Source organism: Nonomuraea sp. NPDC003727 (genome assembly GCF_053586935.1).
On the sequence record NZ_JBSFNE010000035.1, the window covers coordinates 17148 to 37076 of the forward strand.

Below are 19929 nucleotides of genomic sequence, written 5' to 3' on the forward strand. Positions count from 1 at the left end.
CTCGCCCCGGGGCCACAAAACGGCCTCCGACATCGGCGAACACGCCGCCACACCGCAGGCCCGGCCGGTCGCGAATACAGCGCGACATGGAGGGATGACCATCCGTAGGTAAAGTTTTTACCGCACGCAGTCAGAGGAAACTTTCTTAACTTCTGACAAGATCATCGTTCTGGTAACGAAACGTGTCATATACCCCGAACCCTCCCGCACGGTGCAAATGTGTGCCCCGGAAAAACAGGCACTCTTGCTGGGGGAGATCCCTTGGTGATCGAACGAGTTCACGAGGCATTCGCCGCGCAGGTGCGACGCACTCCTGAGCGCACCGCGGTGGTGGCGGGCACCACCCGCCTCACCTATGCCGAACTGGACGAACGGGCCGAACTGGTCGCCGCCGAACTGCGCCGCCGGGGAACGGGGCGCGGAGATTCGGTGGGCGTGTGCCTCGACAGGGACGAAGGACTGCTCGCCGCCGTCCTCGGGGTGTGGAAGGCGGGGGCGATCTATGTCCCGCTCGACCCCGCCTACCCCGCCGACCGGCTGGAGTTCATCGCCGCCGACGCCGAGATGGCACAGCTGATCACCTCGACACCCGTCGCCCGCAGGCAGGAGGCGGTGCTGCGCTCGTCGGGCGCCGCCCCGCTCCTGCTCGACACACTCACCGCCGTCGAGGGCGCGGCCGTCGAGGGCACGACCGGTGAGGGCGCGGCCTTACCCGGCCCGGCGGAGACCGGCGACGGCTCGGACGTCGCCTACGTGATCTACACCTCGGGCTCGACCGGCCGGCCCAAGGGCGTGGTCATCGAGCACCGCAACGCGATGGCCCTGCTCACGTGGGAGACCGGCGTCTACGCCGACGAACTCCACGGCATGCTCTTCGCCACCTCCGTCTGCTTCGACCCGAGCATCACCCAGATGTTCATGCCGCTCATCGCCGGCGGCACGGTGATCGTCGCCGACACCGTGCTGTCGCTGCCGTCGCTGCCGGCCCGTGACGAGGTGCGCGCCCTGTACGGCGCGCCGTCCGCCCTCACCGCCCTGCTCAACGAGCCGCTCCCGCCGAACGTCCGCACGGTCATCGCCGGTGGCGAGGCGCTCACCAGGGCGCTGGTCGACCGCTTCTACGCCAACCCCGGCGTGCGCCGCGTCGTCAACGTGTACGGCCCGACGGAGTGCACCGTCACCTGCACCTCGGCCGAGATCACCCGCGACGACACGGCCGAGCCGACCATCGGCGGCCCCTACGCGGGCTCGATCCTGTCGGTCCGCGACGAGCGGGGCGAGCCGCTGGGCGACGGCGAGCCCGGCGAGCTGTGGGTGGCCGGGCCGCTGGTCGGGCGGGGATACCTGAACCGCCCCGACCTGACCGCCGAACGCTTCGTCGTGGACGCCGAGGGCGTGCGCCACTACCGGACCGGCGACCTCGTCCGGCGCGAGCCCGGTCGAAGCAGCCAGGACGAGCAGGCCGGGCCGGACGGGCAGGGCGCGCGCTACGTGTACCTGGGACGCAACGACGACCAGGTGAAGGTGGCCGGCTTCAGGATCGAGCTCGGCGAGGTGCAGGCGGCGCTGGTCCGCCACCCGTCGGTCAACCACGCGGCCGTCCTCACCCAGACCGACCGCAACGACGTCCGCCGCCTGGTCGCCTACGTCGAGCCGGCGCCCGGCGCGGCACCGGGATCTCTCACCGAGGTCGAGCTCCGGCAGTGGCTGCGCGACCGCCTGCCCGACTACATGGTGCCCACCCGCATCACGGTCATGGACCGTCTCCCCCTCGGCCCCACCGGCAAGATCGACAGGGCCGCGCTCCCGGCCGCCGACCTCACCGCCGCTCGCGGCGAGTACACCGCCCCCTCCACCGACACCGAGCGGCGCCTGGCCGACATCATCGGCACGGTCCTCGGCGTCGAGCGGGTGGGCGTCCACGACCACTTCACCGACCTGGGCGGCCACTCCCTCGCCGCCGCCCGCGTCTGCGCGATGATCGAGCGCGACCTCGGCGCCCGCGTGGTCCTGACCGCCTTCCTCGGCCGTCCCACGATCGCCGAGCTGGCCCCGCTCGTCGAGGTGGCCGAGCGGTCGACCGGCGCGGCCGCCCTGGTGCGCCACCACGGCGCGACCCGCTACCCGCTGACCGCCGCCCAGCACGGCATGTGGCTCCTGCGCGAGGTGAGCCACACCCGCAACGCCACCACCCTCGCCTTCCGGCTGCGCCTGGCCGGGCTCACCGACGCCGCACCCGTGAGGGCGGCCCTCGACGGGCTGGTGCGTGACCACGAGGTCCTGCGCAGCGTGATCGTCATGGGTGAGGACGGCGAGCCGGTCGCCGAGGTCCGCCCGCCGGCGCCCGTCCCGTTCGAGGAGGACGGCGAGCCCGACATCACCCACGGCTTCGACCTGTCGGCCGAGGTCCCGCTGCTGCGCGCCTGGCTGCAGTGGCAGGACGACTCCACGGCCGAGCTCGTCGTCGTCACCGACCACATCGCCTACGACGGCTGGTCGAACGCCACGCTCCTGGCCGCCCTCACCGGCGCGGCCGGGCAGCCGCCCGTCCAGGTGGGTGACGTGGCCCTCATGGAGAAGGAGGTCGACCTCGAGCCGCTGCGCGCGTTCTGGGCCGAGGAGCTGGCGGGGGCGGCGCCGCCGTACGAGCTGGCCGGGCGCGCCGGCGGCGGGCCGAGCAGGTTCCGCGGCACGCGGCTGACCCGTCCCGTCCCCGCGCGGACCGTGGCGGCCGTGCACGACCTGGCCGCCGCGACGGGCACCACGCCGTTCGCGGTGTACTTCACCGCGCTCGGCCTGCTCGTCGCCGCCCAGACCGACCGGCCCGACGTGCTGCTCGGCGCGGCCGTCGCCGACCGCGCCCATCCCGACCTGGAGTCGCTGGTCGGCCCTCTGGTGGACGTGCTGCCCGTGCGTGTCAGGCTCGACCCCGACCTCCCCGTACGGCAGGCCGTCGCGCGCACCGCCGCCGCGACCGCCCGCTCGCTGGACCACCTGGGCCTGTCCCCGCAGGAGCGCCTGGCCGTCTCCGGCATCGAGCGCCCGCGCGGCTCCCTGCTCACCCCTGTCGTCCTGTCGCTCCAGCCGCCGAACGTGCCGGTCACCGCCACCGGCGGCGGCCTGACCGTCGAGCTGCTCGGCGAGCTGAGCGGCGGCGGCGCGCAGGCGCCGCTCACCGTGTTCGTCAACACCACGGTGGACGGCGTGGAGGTGCAGCTCGAGTACGACCTCGACCTGGTCGGGCGGGCGGCGGCCGAGGCGTTCGCCGACCGGCTGATGCGGCTGCTCGACACCCTCCTGGACGGCCCCGACCTGCCGCTGTCGGCTTTCGAGCTGGTCACCGCCGAGGAGCGACAGCTGCTGAGGCAGTGGGGCACGGGGGCGCCGCTGCCCGAGGACGTGCCGCCGACGGTGGCGCATGCCGTCCTCGAGCAGGCCGCCCGGCAGCCCCACGCCGCCGCCGTGGTGGACGACGAGGGGACGCTCACCTACAGCGAGTTGGCCGCGCTGTCCGGCCGGATCGCCGGCGCGCTGGGCGCCGAGGCCGCGGGCGCCACCGTGGGCGTGTGCCTGCCGCGCGACCGCTTCCTGCCCGCCGCGCTGCTCGGCGTGGCCCGCGCGGGCGCCGCCTACGTGCCCGTCGAGCCCGACCAGCCCGCCGAGCGGCTGCGCTACCAGCTGGACGACGCGGGTGTCACGACGATCGTGTCGGCGGGCGAGGCGCTGGCCGTGGCCCGCGAGGTGGCGGGTGAGGCGCGCGTGCTCGATCTGGCCGGCCTTCCCGAGGACGCCGGCCACGCGGGCCTGCCGGGCCCCGACGACCTGGCCTACGTCCTCTACACCTCGGGCTCGACCGGCCGGCCCAAGGGCGTGGAGGTCACGCACGCGAACCTGGCCGCGTTCGTCGCCGCCATGCGGGTCACCCCCGGCGTCCGGCCGGACGACGTCATGCTCGGCCTGACACCGTTCTCCTTCGACGTCTTCGGCTTCGACCTGTGGGCCGGGCTGGCCTGCGGCCTGCGGATCGAGCTGCTCGGCAGGGACGACGCCGTCGACGGCCACGCGATCGCCCGCAGGATCGACGAGTCGGGGGTCACGCTGTTCACCGCGACGCCGACCACGCTGCGCATGCTGGTGGCCGCGGGCTGGAAGGGCGGGTCGCGCGTCCGCGCGATCAGCATCGGCGAGGTGCTCGACCCGGTGCTCGCCGGCGACCTGCTGGCCAGGGTCGGCGAGATGTGGAACTCCTACGGCCCCACCGAGACCACGATCTACTCCACGATGACGCTGCTGACCGCGCCGGTCGGCGACAGCGTGTCCATCGGCGGCCCGCTGCCCGGCGAGGACGTCCAGGTCCTCGACCAGGCCGGCCGCCTGGTGCCGCCGGGCATGCAGGGCGAGCTGTGGATCGGCGGCGCCGGCGTGGCGCGCGGCTACCGCGGCCTGCGCTCCCCCGCCTTCACCGGCGGCCGCTACCGCACCGGCGACCTGGTGCGCTGGCGGCCGGACGGCACGCTCGACTTCCTCGGCCGCCGCGACCAGCAGGTGAAGGTCCGCGGTCACCGCATCGAGCTGGGCGAGATCGAGACGGCGCTGCGCGAGCTCGTGCCCGACGCGGCCGTGACGGTCCACGACGACCGGCTCGTCGGCTACCTCGTCGACGGCGGCGACATACCCACCGACGCCGAGCTGCGGGAGTCGTTGCGGGCGCGCCTGCCGGACTACATGGTGCCCCGCCAGTGGATCCGCGTGGCGGCCCTGCCCACCACCTCCTCCGGCAAGCTCGACCGGGCGGCGCTGCCCAAACCCGATCACGACGCCGGAAGGGAGTACGTCGCGCCGGCCTCGCAGGCGGAGCTCCTGGTCGCCGACGTCTGGCAGGCGGTGCTGAACCTCGGCGCCGTCAGCGCCGACGACGACTTCTTCGCCCTCGGCGGTCACTCGGTGGCCGCGACGCTGGTCACCGGCAGGCTCATGGAGGCTCTCGCGCTCCAGGTGCCCGTCCGGCTGCTGTTCGAGCACCCGACGCTGGCCGGCTTCGCCGCCGCCGTGGAGGAGTTGCTCATCGCGGACATGGAGGCGGGACAGTGACCGAGCTCCAGGACCGCCTCGCGGAGCGCCTGGCCGCCGCCCGCCGTACGGTGGCGCGGGCCGAGCCGGGGATCCCCGCCAGGACCGGCGAGGGGCCCGCGCCGCTGTCGCCCGCCCAGGCGCGGCTGTGGTTCCTGTCGCAGCTGGACGAGCGGGCCGCCTACAACGTGCCCACCGCGGTACGGCTGCGCGGCCCGCTCGACACGAGCGCCCTGCTCGACGCGGTCAGGGACCTGGTGGAACGGCATGAGGTGCTGCGCACCCTGGTCGGCAAGGACGGCACCACGGTCGTCCCCGCCGACCGGGTGCCCATCGGGCTCGCCGGCGAGCACGCCGACCTGGAGACGGCATTGGACACGGCATTGGAGACGGAGGCCTACCGGCCCTTCCGGCTCGAATCCGAACCGCCGACCAGGGCCACGCTGTTCGCCGGCGGCGAGGACGAGCACGTGCTGCTGCTGACCGTCCACCACGTCGCCTTCGACGCCTGGTCGCGCGACCTGGCGATCAGCGAGCTGGCCGCCCTCTACACCGCGCGGCTCGGCCTGGCCGAGCCGCCCGAGCCGCCGCGGGTCAGGTACGCCGACTACGCTGAGTGGCTGGCCGGACGGCCGGAGCCGGACGCGACCTGGTGGGTGGAGCGCCTGGCGGGTCTCGAACCGGTGCTCGACCTGCCCACCGACCGGCCGCGTCCGTCGGTGGCCGACTGGTCGGCGGGCGAGATCCCGTTGCGCGTCGACGCGGCGGTGATCAGGCGGGTGGCCGCCGAGACCGGATGCACGCCGTTCATGGTGCTGCTGGCGGTCTGGCAGGAGCTGCTCGGCCGCGTCTCGGCCACCGACGACGTGCCCGTCGGCGTGCTGGAGGCGGGCCGGCTGCATCCCGACACCGAGCGGATGCTGGGCTGCTTCGTCAACACGCTGGTCATGCGCGTCGACAGGTCCGGCGGCCCGACGGGACGGGAGTTGCTGTCCCGTACCCGCGACGTGGCGCTCGAGGCGTTCGCGCACCGGGAGACGCCGTTCGAGCGGGTGGTCGAGCAGGTCAACCCCGACCGCAACCTGGCCACCACGCCGATCTTCCAGGCGGTGCTCAACGTGGTGGACTCCCCCGCCACCCCGCCGCGCTTCCCTGGCCTGGAAGCGGAGGTGTTCGAGCCGCCGCTGCGCACCGCCAAGTACGACCTCAACCTGGCGCTGAACAACGCGGGCGACTCCTACGTCGGATCGCTGACCTTCCGCCGCGACCTGTTCGACGAGGACACCGCCCGCAGGATGGCGGGATGGTACGTCACGCTCCTGGACGGCATGCTCGCCGACCTCGACGCGCCGGCGGGCGCCGTACCGCTCGAACCGGTCACCGGGCCGCTGGCCGCCGGGCCGAAGCGCGACTACGACCTGTCACGGCCGCTCCACCGGCTGTTCGAGGAGCACGTGGCCCGCACCCCCGACGCCGTCGCGGTGGGCGGGCTGACCTACGCCGAGGTGGACCGGCAGGCCAACAGGATCGCCCACCGGCTGATCGCCGAGGGCGTCGGCCGCGACGACGTGGTCGGGCTGCTGCTCGACCGGCGCGCCCCCCTCATCCCCGCCATCCTCGGCGTGCTGAAGGCGGGAGCGGCCTACCTGCCGCTCGAACCCGCCTCTCCCGACGAGCGGCTGGCCTACATGGTCTCCAGCGGCGAGACCCGCCTGGTGCTCGCCGACCGTGACCTGGCGCCCAGGATCGCGGGCGCGCTGGTGCTGGAGGACGTCCTGGCGCAGGACCTGCCGGACACCCCGCCCGAGGTGACCGTCTCGCCCGAGGACCTCGCCTACGTGCTGTTCACCTCGGGCTCCACCGGACGTCCCAAGGGCACGGCCGTCGAGCACCGGGCCATCGTCCACTTCCTGCTCGCGGTGGCCGAGCGCCTGACCGGCGAGTACCGCTCCTACGGCGTCGTCTCGACCTTCGCCGCCGACCTGGTCCTGACCTGCCTGCTCGGCGGGATCGTCGCAGGGGCCACCGTCCACCTGGTCGACCAGGACACCGCCACCGACCCCGAGGCCTACAGCGCCTACCTGGCGGCGCATCCCATCGACGTCATCAAGATGGTGCCGAGCCATCTGGAGCTCCTGGCGGCGCACGGCGACCTGGCCGCGATGCTTCCGGAGAAGGTGCTGATCCTCGCCGGCGAGGCGACCTCCTGGGAGCTGGCCGAGCGCATCAGGGCCGCCAAGCCGGGCCTGGAGCTACAGATCCACTGCGGCCCCACCGAGACGACGGTGTCCGTGCTGGCCTGCGTGGCACCGGACACGCCGACGGGCTCGGCCGTCGTCCCCCTGGGCACACCCCTGGCCGACGTCACCTGCTACGTGGTCGACCCCGCGGGACGGCCGCTGCCCCGTGGCGTGCCCGGTGAGCTCTGGATCGGCGGGCCCAGCCTGGCGCGCGGCTACCTGGGCCGTCCCGAGCTGACGGCCGACAGGTTCGTCCAGCACGCGGGCGAGCGCGTCTACCGCACCGGCGACCGGGTCAGGCTCGACGCCGGCGGCATGATGGAGTTCCTCGGCCGCGTCGACGACCAGGTCAAGATCCGCGGCTTCCGGGTCGAGCTGGGCGAGGTCAAGGCCGCGCTCCAGGACCAGCCGGGGGTGGCGGAGGCGGTCGTGCTGCCGATCGGCGAGGCCCACAACCGGCGGCTGGCCGCCTGGGTGGCGCCCGCCACCGCCGACCCGGCCGCGATCAGGGCGGGCCTGCGCGAGCGGCTGCCGGAGTACATGGTGCCGCCCGCCATCGTGGTCCTCGACAGCCTCCCGCTCACGCCGATCGGCAAGGTCAACAGGGCCGCGCTGCCGATGCCGGAGGTGGCCGCGGCTGGCGAGCGGATCCCGCCGAGCACGCCGGCCGAGCTGAGAGTGGCCGCCTCGTGGGCGCAGGTCCTCGGCACCGACGACTTCGGCGTCGACGACGACTTCTTCGCCCTCGGCGGCGACTCCTTCAAGGCGGTCCGCGCCGTCAGGGACATCGACCCCTCGCTGCGCGTCATCGACCTGTTCACCAGGCCCACGATCAGGGAGCTGGCCGCCTACCTGTCCGCCGACGCGGGTGAGGCGGGGATCCTGCACCGGCTCGCCGGGCCCGCCACGGCCCGCCGTACCGTGCTCTGCATCCCCTACGGCGGCGGCTCGGCCGCCGCCTACGGGCCCCTGGCGACCGCGCTGGCCGAACGGGACGCCGGCACCGCCGTCCTGGCGGTCGAGCTGCCGGGACACGACCCCGCCCGGCCAGACGAGCCCATGCTGCCGCTGCCCGAGCTGGTCGACGCCATCCTGGCGGAGCTGCCGCGCAGCGAGCAGGTCGTCGTGTACGGCCACTGCGTCGGCTCGGCCCCCGCCACGGAGGTCGCGTTACGGCTGGAGGAGGCGGGCGTGCCCGTCGCCGGGCTGTTCCTCGGCGGCAGCTTCCCCGACGCCCGGCTTCCCGGCAGGCTGTCGGCGTGGTGGAACCGCCGCTTCCCCTCCTCGCGGTGGAGCTCCGACCGCTCGCAGCGCGACTTCCTGCGCACGCTCGGGCTGGAGGAGGACGCGGCCGACGTCGACCTCATGATCCGCGCCCTGCGGCACGACGTGGAGGAGGCCACCGCCTGGTTCACCGGGGAACTGGCCGCGCCACGCAGGCTGCAGGCGCCCGTGCTGTGCCTGATCGGCGAGCGCGACCGAGCCACCGAGCTCTACCAGGAGCGCTACCGGGAGTGGGGCGCCTTCGCCGACCGGGTCGCGCTGGCGGTCATCCCCAAGGCGGGCCACTACTTCCTCAAGCACCAGGCCGACCAGGTCGCCGCCCACATCGACCGCCACCTGTCGGCCTGGTCGGCCGGCGACCTGCCCGCGCCCGCCGACGACGCCGGGGTCACCGGTGCCGACGCGCGCAGGGACCTGCGCCGCTTCTACACCGTCGCCGCCGGGCAGACGGCCTCGCTGCTGGGCAGCGCGCTCACCTCGTTCGCACTGGGCGTGTGGGCCTACCAGAGCAGCGGGCGCGTCGCCGACTACGCGCTGGTGACGATGCTGGCCGTACTGCCCGCCCTGCTGGCCGCCCCGCTGGGCGGCGCGGTCGCCGACCGGATCGACCGCAGGCTGGTCATGCTGGCGTGCGACGCGGTCTCGGCCGTGGCGACCACCGCGCTGGTGCTGCTGCTGTGGCTCGGCGACCTGCGGATCTGGCAGGTCGGCGTCATATCGGGGACGCTGTCCCTGGTCACCGCCTTCCACCGGCCCGCCTACCTGGCGGCGGTCGCCCAGCTGGTGCCCAAGCCGTACCTGATGCAGGCCAACGCCCTCGCCAACCTCGGCACCGGGCTCGGCATGCTGCTGGCGCCAATGGCGGGCGCGGCGCTGGTCACGCTGTTCGGCCTGCACGGCGTGGTGGCGATCGACATCGTCACGTTCCTGATCGGCCTGGCGACGCTGCTGGCCGTCCGCTTCCCCGACCGGCTCTTCCGCCGGCTGGAGGAGAGCTTCGCCCAGTCGATCGTGGGCGGCTGGCGCTTCCTCGTACGGCGCCGCCCGCTCATGATCATGATCGCGTTCTTCACCGTCGAGAACTACCTCGGCATGCTGGCGCTGGCGGTCACCGTCCCCACGTTGCTGTCGTTCGGCGACGTGACCGCGGTCGGCACCGTCACCGCCGCCCAGGGCCTCGGCGCCGTGCTCGGCGGCGTGGTGATGGTGTTCTGGGGCGGCACCTCCCGCAGGGCGATCGGCATGGTCGGCTTCGTCAGCGGCTTCGGCCTCGGCGTGCTGCTGATCGGGCTGCGGCCCTCCGTCGTGCTGGCGGCGATCGGCGGCCTGGTGTCGTGGGTGTGCCTCAGCATCCTGAACACCCACTGGATGGCGCTCATCCAGATGAAGGTGGGCCTGGAGCTCCAGGGACGCGTGCTGGCCACCAACCAGATGCTGGCCGTGTCGATGACGCCGCTGGCCTTCCTGACGGCGCCGCCGCTGACCGCGTTCTTCGCCCCGCTGCTGGAGCCGGGTGGAGCGCTCGCCGACACCGTCGTCGGCACGATCGCCGGCGTGGGACCCGGCCGTGGCATCGGGCTCCTGCTGGCGGCCACCGGTGCGCTGCTGGTGCTGTGGGGGGCGCTCGGGCTCTGGTACCGCCCGCTGCGCCGGATGGAGGACGATCTGCCCGACGCGGTGGCCGGTGCCGAGATCGCCGACTCGCTCGACGCCGTCCAGGCCGAGGCCGACCGCTCCCTGCGCGCGGCCTGACCGACCCGCCCGGAATCCCAACCGCCGGACTTCTACCCCTCCCGGACCCGATCCTCGGTTCTCAACCCCCTCCCGGACCCTAGCCCTCGGCCTCAACCCCCTCTCGGACCCCGGCTCGCCGTCACCGGCGACCGGGGTCCTCTGTCAACCGGCCCTCCTCGCGTCAGCATCGTCGGCATCGTCGGCCTCGATCGCCGGGGAAGAGCGCGGGGCGCGGAACCTGGGCGCCCGCGCCGCCGCGAGGCAGCCGAGGGCGATGATGCTCAGCGCCGCCCTGACGACGTGCCAGGTGTTCCATCTGTCGCGGATCTGGGCCCAGTCCGCCGGGATGCGGCCCGGCCATTCATGGATCATCTGCCCGTTGATGGGCACGTTGACCACGAGCGTCGTGGTGATCGCCCCGAGCAGGCACAGCAGCGCCACGGCGGTCGCCGCGACCCGGCGAGGGCGGCGCCTCCACAGCATCGTCAGCAGCGTCGCGGTCGCGGCGATGGCCACCAGCGCGACGGCCGTCATCGGCAGCGCGAAGGTCTGGTGCGTCGGCCGGGCGACCGCGGCGTACACCGCGGCGGGTTGGCCGAGCATGGCCCGAGCGGTGAGCACACCCCCGGCCATGATGCCTGCCATCAGCCCGGTCGCCGTCAGCGCGGCGAACCACACGACGCGCGTCATCGCGCCTCCCAGCTGGACAAGGACGGCCCGGCGGCCCGCCGGTCGGCACGATGGTCGGCACGATGGTCGGCGCGATGGTCGGCACGGTGGTCGGCCCGGTGGTCGGCCTGCCGGTCGGCCCGCTGGTCGGCCCTCCGGTCGGCCCGCTGGTCGCGGTCCGCGCGCCCCCGTTGTCTCCGGGCGGCCACGCGGCGTCCCCAGCGGGTCCTTCCCCACGGCTTGTAGATCGACAGGACGGTCGCCGCGGCCAGCAGGGCGAAGGCGGTGAGATTTCCCGCGATCAGCAGGCCCCTGGCGACGTCGGCGCCACGACCGCCGGAAGCCGCGGCCGGTCCCGCCGCGGCGGCCAGGGCCTGGCCGGTCCAGCCGTGCAGGAAGAAGAAGCCGTTGGCCATCGTCAGCACGACCAGGGCCAGCTTGGCGACCACCCAGTGGTACCTGACGACGCCCCACGTGCTGAGCAGCCCGCCGGCGATGCCGGTGACGAGGCTGAGCAGCCCCGCCGGAATGACGATCACGTCGTCGATGACCGTCATCATCAGGTAGCCGCCCCGGGTGACGGCCGGGTCCTGGGTGTACCGGAGCGTGATCCCCAGGACGATCATGACGACGGCGACGCCCAGCCAGCCGACCGAGGCGCCGACGTGGACGACGAGCACCGCCTTGCGCAACCGTGGCCTGCGCGGCGGCCACCCGGTCGGGCCGCGGCTCGTCGGATGTGCGCGGGAACCATGGGCAACACGTTCATCGGACATGGACGCCAGCGTTCCCCCGCCCGGCCGCCGCTGTCGTCGGCCTGCCGGCGCATCGTGGTCTGCGGGCCGCGCCGTAGGGGCCCTGCCACATCCGCCGTAGCCGGGTGACGACCGGAACGTACGGCGCATACGTCCGGACGTTGATGACGGCCGGGCCGCCCGCTTCCTAGGCTGGCAGGCGTGAGATCATCCCGAGCCCGGCTGTGGGACGGCGCGGTGGCGGCCGTCGCCGTGCCGCTGTTCGTCCTGGGGAGCGTAGAGGCGTCCCGTACCAGGGTGCCGCCCTTCCGCGCGCTCGACGCTCTCGCCTACACGCTGCTGGTCGTGGCCGGCCTGGCGCTGGCGGCCCGGTCGCGCCATCCGGCGGCGGTCCTGGCCGTCACCCTCGCCTGCGGTGCGGGGATGCTCGCGCGGCACCACGCCTACGGGCCGATCTTCCTCGCGCTGTACGTCGCCCTCGCCACCGTCGTGGACCGCCACGGCCTGCGGCGCGGGCTGCTGGCGGCGGGCGTCTCAGGAACCGTGCTTCTGGTCGCGGACATGATCGGCTGGGGTCGCGCGTGGGTCGTCGAGGACGCCGGCGCCTGGATCGCCTGGAACGCCTCGATGCTGCTTCCCTTCGCGGCCGGCGCGGTGATCCGTCTGGACCGGGACCGGCGGGCCGGGGCGGCGCGGGCCGAGGAGGAGCGGCGGCTGCGGCGCGTCCAGGACGAGCGCCTGGCGATCGCCCGGGAGGTCCACGACGTGCTCGGGCACAGCCTCAGCGTGATCAGCATGCGCGCCGGCGTCGCGCTCCACGTCGCCCGCCGTCGCCCTGACGAGGTGCTGGACGCGCTGGAGGCGATCAGGAAGACCAGCAAGGACGCGCTGGACGAGTTGCGGGCGACGCTCGACCTCGTCAGGGACCGCGGCGCCGCCCCCGGCCCCGAACACGTCGCCGGCCTGGTGGCGTCGATCAGGGCCGCCGGGCAGCCGGTCGAGCTGGCCGTCGCCGGCGATCCGGCCCGCCTCCACCACGCGACGGGGCGGGCCGTCTACCGGGTCGTGCAGGAGGCCCTCACCAACGTGGTACGGCACGCGGGCCCGGCCACGGCGACCGTGACGATCGACTATGGTGCCGACGACGTCAAGGTCTCGGTGACCGACGACGGTGCCGGGCACGCGCGGCACACCCCCGGCAACGGGATCACGGGCATGCGCGAACGGGTGGCGGCGCTGCGCGGCACGCTCACCGCAGGCCCCCGGCCGGAGGGCGGTTTCGCCGTGCGCGCGCGGCTGCCGGTGACGAGAGGGGACGACCGTGATCCGGGTGCTGATCGCCGATGACCAGCCGCTCATCCGGATCGGCCTGCGGGTGCTGATCGAGACCGAGGACGATCTGGAGGTGGCCGGAGAAGCCGCCGACGGGGAGCGGGCTCTGGAACTGACCCGGCGGCTGCGCCCCGACGTGGTGCTCATGGACATCCGGATGCCCGGCGCCGACGGCCTGGCCACGCTCCGGGACATCCTGGCCGACCCCACGCTGGCCGGGACACATGTGATCATGCTGACCACGTTCGAGATCGACGAGTACATCTTCGCGGCGCTGCGCGAGGGGGCCGGCGGCTTCCTGGTCAAGGACGCCGACCCGGAAGAGGTGCTCAGGGCGATCCGGGTGGTGGCCGACGGCGGCTCGCTGCTGTCGCCCTCGGTGACGCGCCGGGTGATCGGCGCGTTCGCCTCCCGCCGGGCGCCGGTGGCGCCGAATCGGCGGCTGGACGAGCTGACCGAGCGCGAGCGCGAGATCGTGGGGCTGGTCGGCGAGGGGCTGTCCAACGACGAGATCGCCGCGCGCCTGGTGGTCAGCCCGGCGACGGTCCGCACCCACGTGGGAAGGGCCATGGTCAAGCTCGACGCCCGCGACCGCGCGCGACTCGTGGTGATCGCCTACCAGTCGGGTCTCGTCCGCTGACCGGCCCACACGCCCGAGGGCAGGAATCGTCATCGCTGGACTCCGTTCAGGCCCCTCACGGCGCACGGCCTGACCCACGGATCGGATCCCGGCCCACCCTCTCCGGCGGGCCGGAACACCACCTCGCCTAACCGCGCGACGAGCTCTCCAGAGCCTCTCGGAGCCTTGTCGCCGCCTTCTCGGCGGCGGGTCTGGTGAGATCGGGATCGAACCGGCCGTAGAAGCCGCTGTGTTCCAGCGCGATCATGGCGTCGCCGACCTTGATGATCACGATGTCCACGGCCATCACCGGGCCCTGGTCCGTGGCCGGGTTCTCCGCCCAATACCTGATCCCGTACGCGCTGTCGCCGAGCCTGCCGACCGGCAGCTTGGTGATCGTCTTCTTCATGTTCTTGGTGCCGGCTCTGACCTGGCCGCAGTCACGGACCATGACCTTGGCCGCCCGCTCCAGTGTGGAGAGCTGCGCGCGAGTCCCGCTCACGATGAACTCCCTGACCCCCTCGGGGACGCCGTCCCGCATCAGCCAGGTCGCGGCCTTGCTCCGCGAGAACGGAGCCAACCCCTTGATCGCCTTGGCGCACGCCTTCGTATGGGCGGTCTCGGCGTCCAGGAACTCCCTGTTCCGGATCTTGTTGTGGACGAATTCGGCGCCGAGGTCCTCCGGCAGGAGCAGGGCGGTCTTGAGTTCAGCCGGGGACACGGGCCCGGCGGGGCCTTCGGCCAGCGCGGGCGGGGACATGAGAAGCAGGCCGCCTAACAGGCCGGCGGCCACCGTCGAACGCTTGATGATCACCTGGCGCACTCTAGGCGATCGCCGCGAACGAGAGCACCACGAAAAACGAAACCGCCCCTTACCTGTCGCGTCAGGTAAGGGGCGGTTCTATGTTGTGGAGCTAAGGAGACTCGAACTCCTGACCCCCTCCATGCCATGGAGGTGCGCTACCAACTGCGCTATAGCCCCTGGTCACCGCTCCGAGTTCTCTCGTTGCGGCGCTCGGAGAGCATATAACCTTCTCTCCCGTTTCGCATAATCGAACGTTCGGGCCGAGTTCACCCGCCGTCAGGGGACGCCCGGGCGCCCCCTGACGGTCACGACGCCGCTTCGGGGATGTCGTCGCTGTTGATCGGCTCGGGCAGGGTGCCCGCGTTGTGCTCGAGCAGGCGCCATCCCTTGCGCCCCTCCTCCAGCACCGACCACGAGCAGTTGCCGAGCCCGCCGAGCGCCGACCACAGCTCCTGGGGCAGCCCCAGCAGGTGGGCGATGCCGAGCCGCAGCGCCGCGCCGTGGGAGGCGACGACCAGCAGCCCGCCGTCGCCGAGCCTGCCCGTCCACCTGCGCAGCGCGGCCCCGACCCGATCGGCCACCTCGGACACGGGCTCGCCGTCAGGCGCTTCCCACGAGGCGTACTCGACCGGCCAACCGGCGGCGATCTCGTCGCGGGTCAGGCCCTCCCACGCGCCGCCGCCGCGCTCGCGGAAGTCCTTGTCGACCGAGACGTCCAGACCGACCAGCCGGCCCAGGGCGAGCGCCGTGTCGTTGGCGCGCCGCAGGTCGGAAGAGACGATCATGGTGGGTCGCAGCGACGCCAGCAGCGAGGCCGCCCTCGCCGCCTGGGCGAGGCCCGTCTCGTCGAGCGGGATGTCGGTGTGCCCCTGGAAGCGGTGCTCCACGTTCCACAGGGTCTGGCCGTGACGCAGGCAGACGATCCGCTTGCTCACGTACGGGCCCTCTGGGCGGCGGTGTTGGTGACGCTCTCCGGCAGCGCGATGGAGGGGCAGTCCTTCCAGAGGCGCTCGAGCGCGTAGAAGGTGCGGTCCTCTTCATGCTGCACGTGGACGACGATGTCGACGAAGTCGAGGAGCACCCAGCGCCCCTCCCGCTCGCCCTCGCGGCGGACCGGCTTGGCATCGCATTCGATGCGGAGTCTGTCCTCGATCTCGTCGACGATGGCGCGCACCTGGCGGTCGTTGGTGGCGGAGCAGAGCACGAAGGCGTCGGTGATGACGAGTTGCTCGCTCACGTCATAGGCGAGGATGTCATCGGCCAGCTTGTCGGCGGCGGCCTCGGCCGCGACCCTGACCAGCTGAACGGATCTTTCGGATGCTGTCACGATGCGGGTCTGTCCTCCTGTGTGACTACGTGTATAGACCACGCTTACCCTGATAGTATCCCCGGCTTTTGCCGGACATAGCTTCTCGCCCGCAGGCCGTACATGTCGGCTCATGTCCCACCGATGCCCGAGCGAGCGGCACACGCCTCCGCTGCCCCGGCCGGGGACGCCCATGCGGGTCCGGCTCTCCTCGTGCGGCTAGGCCGTGTGGTAGAGCCCGCGCTTGCCGATGTACTGCACGATCCCGTCGGGCACGAGGTACCAGATCGGCTCGCCCTTCGAGACCCGGTACCTGCACTCGGAGGAGGAGATCGCCAGCGCGGGGATCTCGACCAGGCTTACCTTCCCCTCCGGCAGCCCCGGGTCGCGCAGCGTGTGGCCCGGCCGGGTGCAGCCGACGAAGTGCGCCAGCTCGAACAGCTCGGAGGCGTCCTGCCAGTCGAGGATCGCGGCCAGCGCGTCGGCGCCGGTGATGAAGAACAGCTCGGAATCGGGGCCGTAGATCCGCTTGATGTCGCGCAGGGTGTCGATGGTGAACGTCGGTCCCGGCCGGTCCACGTCCACCCTGCTGACCGAGAAACGCGGGTTCGACGCCGTCGCGATGACCGTCATCAGGTACCGGTCCTCGGCCGCCGACACCTCCCTCTCCGCCTTCTGGTACGGCCGGCCGGTCGGCACGAAGACGACCTCGTCGAGCTCGAAGTGGTGGGCGACCTCGCTCGCGGCGACCAGGTGACCGTGGTGGATCGGGTCAAAGGTTCCACCCATCACCCCCACGCGTCGCTTTCCCTGGACACTGGGCGCGTTCATCATGGAACGGACCTTACGCGGATGCCATATCCCGCCATTCAGCACCCCCCTTTCCGAGAAACGCGCATCACACCCGCCGCCGACGTAGCATGCCGGACATGACGACCACCCCGGATCGCAACCGCGTGCAACTGCCCGGCATCTCGTCCCGTGCCTACGAACACCCCGCAGACAGGTCCGCTCTGGTCGCTCTGCGCAAGCTCAGTGGGTTCGACACGGTTCTCAAGCAGATGTCCGGGCTGATCAGCGAGCGCCGGCTGCGCCTGATGTACCTCGCCTCCGCCGTACGAGTGAGCGAGACCCAGTTCCGCTCCCTGTACGACATGGGCCGCGACGCGGCCTACATCCTCGACCTGCACCGGGTTCCGGAGATCTACGTCCAGCAGGACCCGCAGGTCCAGGCCAAGGCGATCGGCTTCGACGACCCGTTCATCGTGGTGACGACGGGTCTGCTGAACCTCATGAACGAGGAGGAGCAGCGCTTCGTCATCGGCCACGAGACCGCCCACATCCTGTCGGGCCACGCCGTCTACCGGACGATGCTCGACATCCTCACCCGCCTGGCCACCCGCGTGGCCTGGATCCCGCTCGGCTACATCGGCCTGCGCGCGATCGTGGCGGGCCTCGAGGAGTGGTACCGCAAGTCGGAGCTGTCGGCCGACCGCGGCGGCCTGCTCAGCGGGCAGGACCCCGAGGCGGCCAAGCGGGCGCTGATGAAGCTCGCGGGCGGCGCCTACACCCACGAGATGAACATCGAGGCCTTCCTGGCCCAGTACCAGGAGTACGACACCGCGGGTGACCTGCGCGACGGCTTCCTCAAGGTGCTCAACCTGCTCGGCACCACGCACCCGTTCGCGGTGGTCCGCGTCGCCGAGCTCGACAAGTGGCAGCGCAGCGGCGAGTACGAGCGCATCGTCGGCGGCACCTACCCGCGCCGCGAGGACGACGCCGGCGCCCGTGTCACCGACGAGGTCAAGGCGGCCGCCGAGTCCTACCGCCGCTCCTGGTCGGAGTCCCAGGACCCGTTCATCGGCGTCCTGCGCGACGTCGCCGAGGGCGCGGTCAACGCGGGCGAGCGCATCTTCAACCGCTTCTCCCGCCGCGACAACTGACCCGGCCCACCGGCAAGGTCTGGAAGTGCCGCCTTCCAGACCTTTGTCATGCCCGTCAGAGCAGTCATTTCCCCGTCAGAGCGGTCACGTGCCCGTCAGAGCGGTCATGTACCTGTCAGAGCGATCATGTGCCCGTCAGAGCAGGAGGGCGATCGCGCGGACGGCGGCGGCGCACACCGCGACGAAGCCGCCCAGCACCGCCAGCGCGCGCAGGCCCTCCTTGCGCAGCTCGGGCAGGCCGGCACCGGCCCGCTCGACCTCCCTGCCGGTGATCGCCCCGCACAGCACGCCGAACACCACGCCCGCCGCCGTCACCGGCGCCGGCTGCTGCCACCAGTCGGGCCCCAGCTCGCCGCCCGCCACCATCCACAGCACCCCGCCGGCGGCCGCCGCGACGGGCAGCCCCGGCCAGCCCGCCGAGGTGACCAGCGAGAAGACGAGCGCGAACGGGAACAGCAGCACCCGCAGCGACACCCGCACCCGTTTCGAGGTGCGGTTCCTGACCAGCCAGTGGCTGGTCCACACCGTGCGCACCAGCACGACGAACGCCCCGGTGATCGCCACACCGGCGATCGGCCAGATCACGGTCGTCACCACGCAGGGCACCGCCAGCACCGCCAGCAGCAGCAGTGCCGCGTTCCCCGCGGGCAGCGTGGTGGGGGCCGGCTCCGCCTGCGCCGCCGCGGCCCGCCGGACCCGTGCCGCCCTGGCCTGCGCGCGGGCCGCCGCCTTGCCGTCGTCGCGCGCCCGGCCCCGTGCCAGGCCCGGCATCCGGCTGCGGACGAGCTTCGGCTCCTCCGCCGCCCGCCCGCGCCCCGCCTTGGGCTCATCGGCGGCGGCCCTCCCGCGGGCGGCCTTGGCGTCGTCGGTCACGCGCGCCCTGCCCGCCTTGCCCTCCTCGGCGAACCGGGACCGGACGGCCTTGCCGTCCTCGCCGGCCCTCGTCCTGGCCGCCTTGGCCTCGTCCTGGGCCCGTGGCCTGGCCGCCTTGGCGTCGTCCTGGACTCGCGCCCGGACCGGCTTGCCGTCCTCCTGGGCCCGTGACCTGGCCGGCTTGCCGTCCTCCTGAACCCGTGGCCGGACCGGCTTGCCGTCCTCCTGGGCCCGTGGCCGGACCGGCTTGGCGTCGTCCTGGGCCCGGGCCCGGACCGGCTTGCCGTCGTCGGGGGCCGGCCGCGGTCTGGCGACCTTGCCGTCCTCGCCGGTCCTGGGCCTGATCCCCTTGGCGTCATCGGCCGCCCGCGGCTTGACGACCTTGGGCTCCTCGGCCTTGCTCCGGGCGGGCTTGACCTCCTCGTCGGCGCGTGCCCGCGCCGTCCTGGCCGCGTCGGCGGCCCTGCCTCTGAGCGCTTTCACGTCCTCGTCGGCGGCGACGGTCGCCCTGGCGAGCCTGGCCAGCCGGTCGGCCAGCAGCGCGGCGGTCGGCCGCTTGCCCGGCTCCCTGTTGAGCGCCGCCCGCACCAGCGGCAGCAGCCCGGCCGGCACCCCCTTGAGGTCGGCCTGCCCGTTGAGCACGGCGTACATCTGCGCCTCGACCGTGCCTCGCCCGAACGTCGGCCGCCCCGTCGCGGCGAAGGCGACCGTCGCCGCCCACGCGTGGACGTCGGCGGGCTCGCCCACGTGCTCGTCGGCGAACAGCTCCGGAGCCGCGTAGCCCGGCGTGCCGAGGAAGGTGCCGGTCATCGTCAGCCTGGTGGCGTCGATCACCTGGGCGATGCCGAAGTCGATCAGCACCGGCCCCTCGGCGCCCATGAGGATGTTGGCGGGCTTGAGGTCGCGGTGGATGACACCCGCGGCGTGCACGATCGCCAGCGCCGCCGCCACGCCCTGCGCCACCTCCACCAGGTCGGCGCCGCGCAGCGGGCCGCTGCGCCGTACCCGGTCGAGCAGGTTGTCGCCCTCGATGTGCTCCATCACCAGGTACGGCCTGGCGCAGTCGAGATCGGCGTCGAGCACCCTGGCGACGTAGGGGCTCTCGACCCTGCGCAACGCGCGTACCTCGCGCTCCAGACGGATACGCGAGGCGGAATCCTCGATCAGGTCGTGCAGCACCTTGAGGGCGACGCGCTCTCCCTTGCGGGTGCTGGCCAGGTACACCTCGCCCATGCCGCCCCGGCCGAGCCGTTCGAGCAAGGTGTATGGCCCGACCTTGCCGAGCTTGCTCACGCTCCC

General features: G+C 72.9%; 12 protein-coding genes and 1 tRNA gene. 5 read left to right on the top strand and 8 right to left on the bottom strand.

Annotated features, from left to right (window positions below):
- The first annotated feature begins 264 nt into the window (after nt 1–264).
- Both ACWDLG_RS43315 and ACWDLG_RS43320 read left to right on the top strand, forming a co-directional pair.
- A complete protein-coding gene (locus tag ACWDLG_RS43315) occupies nt 265–5091 on the top strand; it encodes an amino acid adenylation domain-containing protein (protein ID WP_449931222.1) in 4827 nt (1608 codons plus the stop codon).
- Nucleotides 5088–10346: a non-ribosomal peptide synthetase/MFS transporter gene (locus tag ACWDLG_RS43320; RefSeq protein ID WP_449931224.1), complete on the top strand. Its 5259-nt coding sequence runs from the start codon at nt 5088–5090 to the stop codon at nt 10344–10346. The genes ACWDLG_RS43315 and ACWDLG_RS43320 overlap by 4 nt, the downstream gene beginning before the upstream one ends.
- A gap of 144 nt (nt 10347–10490) precedes the next feature.
- Here ACWDLG_RS43320 and ACWDLG_RS43325 read toward each other — a convergent pair whose 3' ends face one another.
- Both ACWDLG_RS43325 and ACWDLG_RS43330 read right to left on the bottom strand, forming a co-directional pair.
- Nucleotides 10491–11018 carry an anthrone oxygenase family protein gene (locus tag ACWDLG_RS43325; protein WP_449931226.1) on the bottom strand — a complete coding sequence of 176 codons (528 nt, stop codon included), beginning with the start codon at nt 11016–11018 and terminating at the stop codon, nt 10491–10493.
- On the bottom strand, nt 11015–11773 hold the full coding sequence (locus ACWDLG_RS43330) for a hypothetical protein (protein WP_449931228.1): 759 nt from the start codon (nt 11771–11773) through the stop codon (nt 11015–11017). Before ACWDLG_RS43330 ends, ACWDLG_RS43325 begins: the two co-directional genes overlap by 4 nt.
- 180 nt (nt 11774–11953) lie before the next feature.
- Here ACWDLG_RS43330 and ACWDLG_RS43335 point away from each other — a divergent pair, with 180 nt between their 5' ends.
- Both ACWDLG_RS43335 and ACWDLG_RS43340 read left to right on the top strand, forming a co-directional pair.
- Nucleotides 11954–13099: a sensor histidine kinase gene (locus ACWDLG_RS43335; RefSeq protein ID WP_449931230.1), complete on the top strand. Its 1146-nt coding sequence runs from the start codon at nt 11954–11956 to the stop codon at nt 13097–13099.
- The gene (locus ACWDLG_RS43340; protein ID WP_449931232.1) at nt 13074–13724 is read left to right on the top strand and encodes a response regulator; all 651 of its coding nucleotides are present in this window, start codon (nt 13074–13076) and stop codon (nt 13722–13724) included. Before ACWDLG_RS43335 ends, ACWDLG_RS43340 begins: the two co-directional genes overlap by 26 nt.
- 127 nt (nt 13725–13851) lie before the next feature.
- On the opposite strand, the gene ACWDLG_RS43345 is transcribed toward ACWDLG_RS43340, so the two are convergent.
- The 5 genes from ACWDLG_RS43345 to nadD all read right to left on the bottom strand — a co-directional run bounded on the left by ACWDLG_RS43345 (nt 13852) and on the right by nadD (nt 16648).
- Nucleotides 13852–14517: a hypothetical protein gene (locus tag ACWDLG_RS43345; RefSeq protein WP_449931234.1), complete on the bottom strand. Its 666-nt coding sequence runs from the start codon at nt 14515–14517 to the stop codon at nt 13852–13854.
- A 95-nt stretch (nt 14518–14612) separates the two neighbouring features.
- Nucleotides 14613–14685, bottom strand: a tRNA-Ala gene (locus ACWDLG_RS43350).
- A 128-nt stretch (nt 14686–14813) separates the two neighbouring features.
- Nucleotides 14814–15443 carry a histidine phosphatase family protein gene (locus tag ACWDLG_RS43355; protein ID WP_354916405.1) on the bottom strand — a complete coding sequence of 210 codons (630 nt, stop codon included), beginning with the start codon at nt 15441–15443 and terminating at the stop codon, nt 14814–14816.
- Complete coding sequence (gene rsfS / locus ACWDLG_RS43360; protein WP_449931236.1) at nt 15440–15835, bottom strand: ribosome silencing factor; 396 nt, start codon at nt 15833–15835, stop codon at nt 15440–15442. Before rsfS ends, ACWDLG_RS43355 begins: the two co-directional genes overlap by 4 nt.
- A gap of 198 nt (nt 15836–16033) precedes the next feature.
- On the bottom strand, nt 16034–16648 hold the full coding sequence (nadD, locus tag ACWDLG_RS43365) for a nicotinate-nucleotide adenylyltransferase (protein ID WP_449931238.1): 615 nt from the start codon (nt 16646–16648) through the stop codon (nt 16034–16036).
- Between the two features lie 86 nt (nt 16649–16734).
- Between nadD and ACWDLG_RS43370 the strand changes: the two genes are divergently transcribed.
- Nucleotides 16735–17757, top strand: a complete 1023-nt coding sequence (locus ACWDLG_RS43370; RefSeq protein ID WP_449931240.1) for a M48 family metallopeptidase — start codon at nt 16735–16737, stop codon at nt 17755–17757.
- Between the two features lie 135 nt (nt 17758–17892).
- On the opposite strand, the gene ACWDLG_RS43375 is transcribed toward ACWDLG_RS43370, so the two are convergent.
- Nucleotides 17893–19923 carry a protein kinase domain-containing protein gene (locus ACWDLG_RS43375; protein WP_449931242.1) on the bottom strand — a complete coding sequence of 677 codons (2031 nt, stop codon included), beginning with the start codon at nt 19921–19923 and terminating at the stop codon, nt 17893–17895.
- Between the last annotated feature and the right edge of the window lie 6 nt (nt 19924–19929).

Bases quoted from the DNA above. Each gene is read 5' to 3' on its own strand.
- ACWDLG_RS43325 (WP_449931226.1), bottom strand. From the start codon at position 11,018: ATGACGCGCGTCGTGTGGTTCGCCGCGCTGACGGCGACCGGGCTGATG.
- ACWDLG_RS43330 (WP_449931228.1), bottom strand. From the start codon at position 11,773: ATGTCCGATGAACGTGTTGCCCATGGTTCCCGCGCACATCCGACGAGC.
- nadD (WP_449931238.1), bottom strand. From the start codon at position 16,648: ATGATGAACGCGCCCAGTGTCCAGGGAAAGCGACGCGTGGGGGTGATG.
- ACWDLG_RS43370 (WP_449931240.1), top strand. From the start codon at position 16,735: ATGCCGGACATGACGACCACCCCGGATCGCAACCGCGTGCAACTGCCC.